Consider the following 6,942-nt stretch of genomic DNA (forward strand, 5'->3'; position numbering starts at 1 on the left):
CGGCCGCCGACGCCCGCATGCGAGACTGGGGCCATGTGGGGTGAGCATCGATATGCGCTGCGCGCGACGTGGACCGGCAACCGGGGGAGCGGCACCAGCGGGTATCGCGACTACGACCGCTCGGTCACCATCGAGGTCGACGGAAAGCCCACCCTGCTGGCGTCGGCCGATAAGCCGTTCCGGGGGGATCCCGCGCGGTGGAACCCCGAGGACCTCCTCCTCGCTGCGCTCAGCGAGTGTCATCTGCTTTCCTACCTGCACGCGTGCGTCATGGCCGGGGTCGTCGTGGTCGACTACGCCGACGAGGCGACGGGTCTCATGGTCGAGGACGGCGCGGGCAGCGGAGCGTTCCGTGAGGTGGTGCTGCACCCGCGCGTCACCGTCGCGTCCGAAGAGATGAGGGATGCCGCCATCGCGGCGCACGAGAAGGCTCACGCCCTGTGCTTCATCGCCAACTCGGTCAACTTCCCCGTACGCCATGAGCCGACCATCCTGGTGGCCGACGCGTCGGAGTGACGATCCGCGGCGTCTGCCGAGAGCGGGCGGCGCGCTACAGGCGCTCGTGCGGCAGGACCTGCTTGATCCGCTCGATGGGGTTCTGCGCGGGAACCTCGTTGTACACCCCGGCGAGCTCCTGCTCGCTGAGGGCGTGGATCGCCGCCATGATCTCGTCCGTCGCGCCGCGGCGCGCGCGCCCCGAGGACGCCGCGCCGTGATCCGAGAGGTCCAGCGGCGTTCCGAACCTGACGGTGATGCGCTCGGAGAGCGAAGGGCGTTTGGCCCCCACCGGCATCACGCGGTCGGTGCCGATGAGACCCACCGGTACGACGGGCGCGCCGGTCTCCAGCGCGAGGAAGGCGACGCCGGTGCGGCCCTTGTAGAGTCGTCCGTCCAGCGAGCGTGTGCCCTCGGGATACAGCGCGACCGCGCGTCCCTCCGCCAGCAGCAGGCGCTGCTGCTCGAGGGCGTCGAGCGCCGCCTGACCCGCACCCCGCTGGACGGGGATGGCGCCGATCGCGCGGAAGAACTCCCGCGACATCCAGCCCTTCATCCCCGTGCCCTCGAAGTAGCTGGCCTTGGCGAGGAAGTGCACCGGGCGGGGAGCGGCGACCGGGATGGCGATCGAGTCGATGAACGACAGATGGTTGCTGGCGAAGATGACGGGGCCCTGGCGGGGAACGTTCCCCCTGCCCTCGACCCGCGGGCGGTAGATGAGTCGACCCAGGGGCGCGATCACCATCCGCCCCAGCGCGTAGGTCATGCCGATGGAGTGCGAAGACGCGTCGGGGGCCCCGGAGGGGCGATCGCTGGCTGCCTCGGACGTCACCAGACGAGGGTACTCTCGCTCCCATTCCGGTGCGGGCATCCCCGCCATCCGACCTGCCGCGCGCAGGGCCATCGAGACCTCTCAGCCCAGACAGAGGAAAGGTAGGCCAGGATGGGGAGGTCCTTCCGTCCCTCGACCCTGAGGTTTTTGTGCGTATTCGCCCGCTCGCCGCCCTGTCCGTCGCCGCCGTATCGGTCCTGTTGTTGACGTCGTGCTCCGGCGCTGCGCCCGACGCGAGCCAGTCGCCGTCGGCCCAGGTCGCCGATCTGTGCGAGGCCGTCGCCCCATCGGGCGACGCGTCCGAAGCGGTCACGGTCGACGGTGAGCCCGGCGCCGCATCGCAGGCGGTCTTCACCGCGCCGCTGGAGATCTCCGAGCTGCAGAGCACCGTCGTCACCGAGGGTGAGGGCGACGCGGTCGAGGCCGGCGAACTCGTCAACATCGCCTTCACCGCCTTCAGCGCTGAGACCGGCGAGGAGCTCGGATCGCTCAACTACGAGCCCGGTCAGTTCCTGCCGCAGCAGATCTCCGCGGACAACCCGATCGGCCAGGTGCTCGGATGCGCGACGCCCGGCACGCGCGTCGTCGCCACCTTCCCCGCCACCGAGACCAACGGCGGCGAGGTCTACGTCTTCGACTTCCTCGAGACCGTTCCCGACGCCGCGTGGGGCACCGAGCAGCCCGCACCCGAGGGCCTTCCCGAGGTGGAGCTGGCCGATGACGGTGAGCCGACCATCACCGTCCCCGACACCGATGCTCCCACCGCGGTCGAGCTCGCGACCCTCAAGCAGGGCGACGGCGAGACGGTCGCCCCCGGCGACACCGTGCTCGTGCAGTACACGGGCGTGAAGTGGTCCGACAACGAGGTGTTCGACTCCAGCTGGGAGGCCGGTACCCCCGCGTCGTTCCAGACGACGGGCGTCGTCGACGGCTTCCGTCAGGCGCTGGAGGGTCAGACCGTCGGGTCGCAAGTTCTGGCGGTGATCCCCCCCGAGTTCGGCTACGGCGCCGTCGACGGCAACGAGCTGCAGGAGGAGACCCTCGTCTTCGTCGTCGACATCCTCGGCGTCCAGCACGTCGCCGCCACCACTGCTCCCTGACGCCGCCGCGCGCGAGAGCGCGGATAGGCTGACCGGATGCGGCGCATCCTCGTCCTCGGTTCCACCGGCTCCATCGGCACGCAGGCCCTCGAGGTCATCGCCGCGAACCCGGATCGCTTCGAGGTGGCGGGGCTCGCGGCGGGACGCCGCCGCGACCTGCTGACCGCTCAGGCGGCGACGTTCGGCGTCGCCGAGAGCGCCTGCGCGCTCGGTGCTGCCGAGGCGGAGCAGCTCGTCCGCGACGTCGATGCGGACGTTGTTCTGAACGGCATCACGGGTTCGGTCGGGCTCGGGCCGACTCTCGCCGCGCTCGAGACCGGGCGCACCCTGGCGCTGGCGAACAAGGAGTCGCTTATCGTGGGCGGCGAGCTCGTGACCGCCCTCGCCGCGCCGGGGCAGATCGTCCCCGTGGACTCCGAGCACTCCGCCATCGCGCAGGCACTGCGCGCCGGCACGCACGAGGAGGTGCGCCGTCTGGTGCTCACCGCATCGGGCGGACCTTTCCGCGGCCGCTCGCGGTCGGAGCTCGCCGAGGTGACTCCCGCACAGGCGCTCGCTCACCCGACGTGGGACATGGGCCGGGTCGTGACGACGAACTCCGCCACGCTGGTGAACAAGGGCCTCGAGGTCATCGAGGCGCATCTCCTCTTCGGCGTGCCCTACGACGCGATCGACGTCGTCGTCCACCCGCAGTCCGTCGTGCACTCCATGGTCGAGTTCATCGACGGCTCGACGATCGCGCAGGCGTCACCGCCCGACATGCGGCTCCCGATCTCGCTCGGCTTGGACTGGCCGCAGCGCGTGGCCGGTGTCGGTGTGCCCATCGACTGGACCCGCGCGACGCAGTGGACCTTCGAGCCGCTCGACGACGACGCCTTCCCCGCGGTGCGGCTGGCCAAACGTGTCGGGGAAGCGGGGGCGACCTATCCCGCCGTGTTCAACGCGGCCAACGAGCAGGCGGTCGACGCCTTCCACGAGGGGCGCCTGCGGTTCCTCGACATCGTCGACCTGGTCGCCGATGTCGTCGACCGGCACGAGGCCCCCGCAGCGCTCACCCGCGCATCGCTCGCCGACGCCGAGAGCTGGGCGCGGCGCGTCGCCGACGAGCTGATCGCCGCGCGCTGAGCTCGCTCCGCTGCCGGCGGCCTCAGGCCGGGCGCAGGGGATCGGATGACGGTGTGCTGTCCTCCGGGTAGGGCACCGGCCAGCGGGGCTCGGGCACGGGCCATCCGCGGGCGGCGAGCGCCCGCCGGGCGAGCTCCCGCGCGGAGTATGGGGTGCGCACGCCCCGGATATCGCGGTAGTCCTGGTGCCCGGGGCCGGCCCAGAGGATGGCGTCGCCCTCGCCGACGAGCGCGACGGCCTCGCGGATGGCGCGCTCGGGCGGAGAGTACTCGTGGATCTCGGCGTCCGGCTTCGCGCGGCGCGCCCCCTCGATGAGGGTGGCCCGGATCGAGTCGGGGTCCTCGTGCCGGGGGTGGTGGTCGGTGATGACGAGGATGTCGCTGCCCTCGGCGGCGGTGCGCCCCATGTCCAGCCGCTTCGTGGCGTCGCGGTCGCCGTCCGCGCCGACCAGCATCAGGACGCGGCCGGGCGTGACGTGCCGCACGGCGGCGAGGGTCTTCTCGAAGGCGTCGGGGGAGTGGCCGAAGTCGACGAAGACCGCCGGTCCGCGCTCACCCGAGACGAGTTCCGTGCGTCCGGGCAGATAAGCCCGGATCGCTCCGTCGCGGGCGAACGCCGCGACGAGGTCGTCCCACGCGTAGCCACCCTCCAGGAGCATGACGATCGCGAGACCGGCGTTGGCGGCCATGTGCTGGCCGATGACCGGGACGACGGTCTCCAGCATCCGCCCGTCCGTCGACGACAGCCGGAACCGTGTGCCCTGCTGGCGCTCCTCGATGATCTCGACGACCCAGTTCGCCCGCGCCGCGGCCGCGGGATCGGCGGCGATGGCGGGGGTCCCGACCGTCAGGGTGGGCACCTCCGATCGCCCGACGACGTCGGCGCCCGCGGGGGAGTCGAGCGAGATCACGGCGCGACGCGCGCGCTCGGCGGTGAAGAGCGGCAGCTTCGCCTCGAGGTACTCGGTCATGTCGGCGTAGTCGTCGAGGTGGTCGTGGCTGAGGTTGGTGAACCCGGCGACGTCGAAGACGATGCCGTCGACGCGGCGCCGGCTGAGCGCCTGTGCGCTCACTTCCACCGCCACGGCCTGGACGCCGTGTTCGCGCATGAGCGCCAGCAGCGCGTGCATCTCGTACGCCTCGGGGGTGGTGAGGCGAGAGACCACCACGTGCCCCGCGATGTGGCGCTCGGCCGTCGAGGACAGCCCCGTGACGACGCCGAGCTGATCGAGGATGCCCTCCAGCAGATGGGACACGCTCGTCTTGCCGTTCGTTCCGGTCGTCCCGAACAGCAGCGGCAGTGCGTCGTCACGCCCGGTGCCGTAGACCCATGCGGAGATGGCGCCGAGGAGCGCGCGCGGGTCGTCGACGACGAGGATCGGGAGTCCGGACGCCGCGGCGAGCGCTGCACCCGCCTCATCGGTGACCACCGCCACCGCGCCGCGTGCCGCGGCGTCGGCGGAGAACTCCGCGCCGTGGCGGTTCGCGCCCTTGACGGCGACGAAGACGTCGCCCGGTCGCAGATCGGCCGTGGCGAGGGTGACGCCGGTGAGGGACGACTCGCCGGGGTCGCCGCTGACGCGGCGGGCGAAACGTGCGGCGAGATCGGCCACGCGGTGCGCGGGCGGGTGATCCGGCCGGAGCACGGGGGGCAGGTGGGGAGTGTCATCCGTGGGCATGGCGCCTCCATCCTCTCACCCGGCTCCGGCCGAACCGTGATCGCGGAAGATCAGCTCCGCGCGCGCCGGCGCCACAGCGCCGCGACCAGGGCGCCGGCACCGGTCACCAGACTCGCGGCCGCGAGACCACGGGCCACCGGGTCGTCGCCGCCGGTGGAGCTCGCCGCGACCGGCGTCGCGGCGGCGTCCTGCGGGTCATCCGCGTGCGCCGCGCCGTGTCCCGAGGCGTCCCCCTCATCGGGCTCGGAGACGACGACGACCGGGGCCGGATGGTCCCTCTCCTCCTCGCCCGGCTCGGTCACCTCGTTCCATGCGGTGGAGCCGGTGACGCAGGTCTGCTCGACCGGGAACGCGACGGAATCGCCGGCGGAGGCCTCGGCGAAGGTGACGTCGATCGCGACCGAGGCGCGCAGGCCGGTGTCGATGGGGTCGTCGGCGGTGAAGGTCACCTGCGTCGGCACGCCGTCGGCGCCCACCTCGCGGGAGATGGTCCATTCCCCGTCGACGACCGGGGCGACCGTGGCCACCGCGTCGGGGATGTCGACGGTGAGGGAGGTGGTCGGGGAATCGTCGCAGCCATGGGAGAACGAGAACTGCAGGGTGGTCCGGGTGCCGGCGGGCGCGACCTCGGGCGACACCCCGACGTGCGCCGATGCGGCGAGGGGGGCAGCCAGCACGAGGGCGACGCCGATGACGGAACCTGCGGCCACGAGGGGCAGGCGGGCAGAAGTGGAAGTGGTCATGGTGGTTCTTTCCTTCACGCGAAGCAGGGTCGACGGCGCGCCGCCGGGTCGGCGGACGCGCACGGATCACCGGCGCGCGTCGCACGCCGGTGCAGGAGGGTGCGGTCTCAGAGGACCGCGACGCGGGCCGGTGGGCCCCGGGAGGAACAGCCCGACGCCGTCCTGGGCAGCACAGTCCACGCCGTGCTGACGATGCCGATTCGGACGATCGAGGCCCGGAGGGAGGGGACGAGCGGGCGTGTGCCGGCGAGAAGGGTGCGGATGCCGCGGCCCAGGGCCTGCAGCATCCGCTCTCCGTGATGAAGGAGAAGGGCCGTGAGGAGGGCGGCGACGGCGTGCGCGCCGATCATCGGCGCATCGGGCACGGTGGCGACGGCACCCTCGCCCAGAGTCAGTGTGACGTGGTGCAGGTGTCTTCCCTGCGGCGCTGCGCCTGACGAGCCGGCGGTTCCGACCAGAGCGAACGCCAGGTGGTAGACCGCCTGCGCCGCGGTGACCGTGATGAGAGTGCGGCCGATGCTCGGTCGACGTCCGATCAGAAGGAGCGCGATCGGTGTCGCGAGCACGGCCGCGACCAGGAGCAGGGTGACCGGGGGCGGGCCGTCCGCGGCCAGGGTGTGCGACGTCCCCGCGATCACCGTGGCCGCAGTGGCGGCGGCGACCGCACGGCCGGCGCGCAGGTGTCGGGGGCTCACGGGCATTCTCGGGACGGGGTTGATGGGGCGACACCAGGTTACGGCGTCAGCCGCATCGCCGCATATCGGTGAAACGCCCGCCGGTGGGAACATGCATTCGATTGCTATCTACAAAGTCAAATGCCGATGTCGTAACCCTCTGCGATGATGTGGGTAGGTCATCGAGACGGGGTTTTCAGTGGACGCGGACGAGAAGCGGCGGCGGGCGGAGGATAAGCGCGCCGGGGTGTTCGCGGATGAACTGGCGAAGCTGCGCCGGCGTCGGGCGGCGTTG

At 71.9% G+C, this 6,942-nt stretch carries 7 protein-coding genes; 3 read left to right on the plus strand and 4 right to left on the minus strand.

Annotation, left to right across the window (positions count from 1 at the left end):
* The first annotated feature begins 33 nt into the window (after positions 1 to 33).
* Entirely contained in the window at positions 34 to 516 is a 483-nt protein-coding gene (locus tag HDC37_RS03910; RefSeq protein WP_179559035.1) for an OsmC family protein, read from the plus strand.
* 34 nt (positions 517 to 550) lie between these two features.
* Here HDC37_RS03910 and HDC37_RS03915 read toward each other — a convergent pair whose 3' ends face one another.
* Positions 551 to 1,261 carry a 1-acyl-sn-glycerol-3-phosphate acyltransferase gene (locus HDC37_RS03915; RefSeq protein ID WP_257021309.1) on the minus strand — a complete coding sequence of 237 codons (711 nt, stop codon included), beginning with the start codon at positions 1,259 to 1,261 and terminating at the stop codon, positions 551 to 553.
* 215 nt (positions 1,262 to 1,476) lie between these two features.
* Between HDC37_RS03915 and HDC37_RS03920 the strand changes: the two genes are divergently transcribed.
* Together HDC37_RS03920 and dxr are read left to right on the plus strand one after the other, a co-directional pair.
* On the plus strand, positions 1,477 to 2,427 hold the full coding sequence (locus HDC37_RS03920) for an FKBP-type peptidyl-prolyl cis-trans isomerase (RefSeq protein ID WP_179559037.1): 951 nt from the start codon (positions 1,477 to 1,479) through the stop codon (positions 2,425 to 2,427).
* 36 nt (positions 2,428 to 2,463) lie between these two features.
* Positions 2,464 to 3,552 carry a 1-deoxy-D-xylulose-5-phosphate reductoisomerase gene (gene dxr / locus HDC37_RS03925; protein ID WP_179559038.1) on the plus strand — a complete coding sequence of 363 codons (1,089 nt, stop codon included), beginning with the start codon at positions 2,464 to 2,466 and terminating at the stop codon, positions 3,550 to 3,552.
* 22 nt (positions 3,553 to 3,574) lie between these two features.
* Here the strand turns inward: dxr and HDC37_RS03930 are convergent, their stop codons facing one another.
* The 3 genes from HDC37_RS03930 to HDC37_RS03940 all read right to left on the minus strand — a co-directional run bounded on the left by HDC37_RS03930 (position 3,575) and on the right by HDC37_RS03940 (position 6,668).
* A complete protein-coding gene (locus HDC37_RS03930) occupies positions 3,575 to 5,230 on the minus strand; it encodes a Mur ligase family protein (protein WP_179559039.1) in 1,656 nt (551 codons plus the stop codon).
* 50 nt (positions 5,231 to 5,280) lie between these two features.
* Entirely contained in the window at positions 5,281 to 5,973 is a 693-nt protein-coding gene (locus HDC37_RS03935; protein WP_179559040.1) for a DUF1775 domain-containing protein, read from the minus strand.
* A 107-nt stretch (positions 5,974 to 6,080) separates the two neighbouring features.
* The gene (locus HDC37_RS03940) at positions 6,081 to 6,668 is read right to left on the minus strand and encodes a hypothetical protein (RefSeq protein WP_179559041.1); all 588 of its coding nucleotides are present in this window, start codon (positions 6,666 to 6,668) and stop codon (positions 6,081 to 6,083) included.
* Positions 6,669 to 6,942: the final 274 nt, after the last annotated feature.

Source organism: Microbacterium sp. AK009, from assembly GCF_013410955.1.
Classification (GTDB): Bacteria; Actinomycetota; Actinomycetes; order Actinomycetales; family Microbacteriaceae; genus Microbacterium.

Coding starts and splice junctions, on each gene's coding strand:
- HDC37_RS03915 (WP_257021309.1), bottom strand. CDS start 1,261: ATGACCTACGCGCTGGGGCGGATGGTGATCGCGCCCCTGGGTCGACTC.
- HDC37_RS03910 (WP_179559035.1), top strand. CDS start 34: ATGTGGGGTGAGCATCGATATGCGCTGCGCGCGACGTGGACCGGCAAC.
- HDC37_RS03930 (WP_179559039.1), bottom strand. CDS start 5,230: ATGCCCACGGATGACACTCCCCACCTGCCCCCCGTGCTCCGGCCGGAT.
- HDC37_RS03935 (WP_179559040.1), bottom strand. CDS start 5,973: ATGACCACTTCCACTTCTGCCCGCCTGCCCCTCGTGGCCGCAGGTTCC.
- dxr (WP_179559038.1), top strand. CDS start 2,464: ATGCGGCGCATCCTCGTCCTCGGTTCCACCGGCTCCATCGGCACGCAG.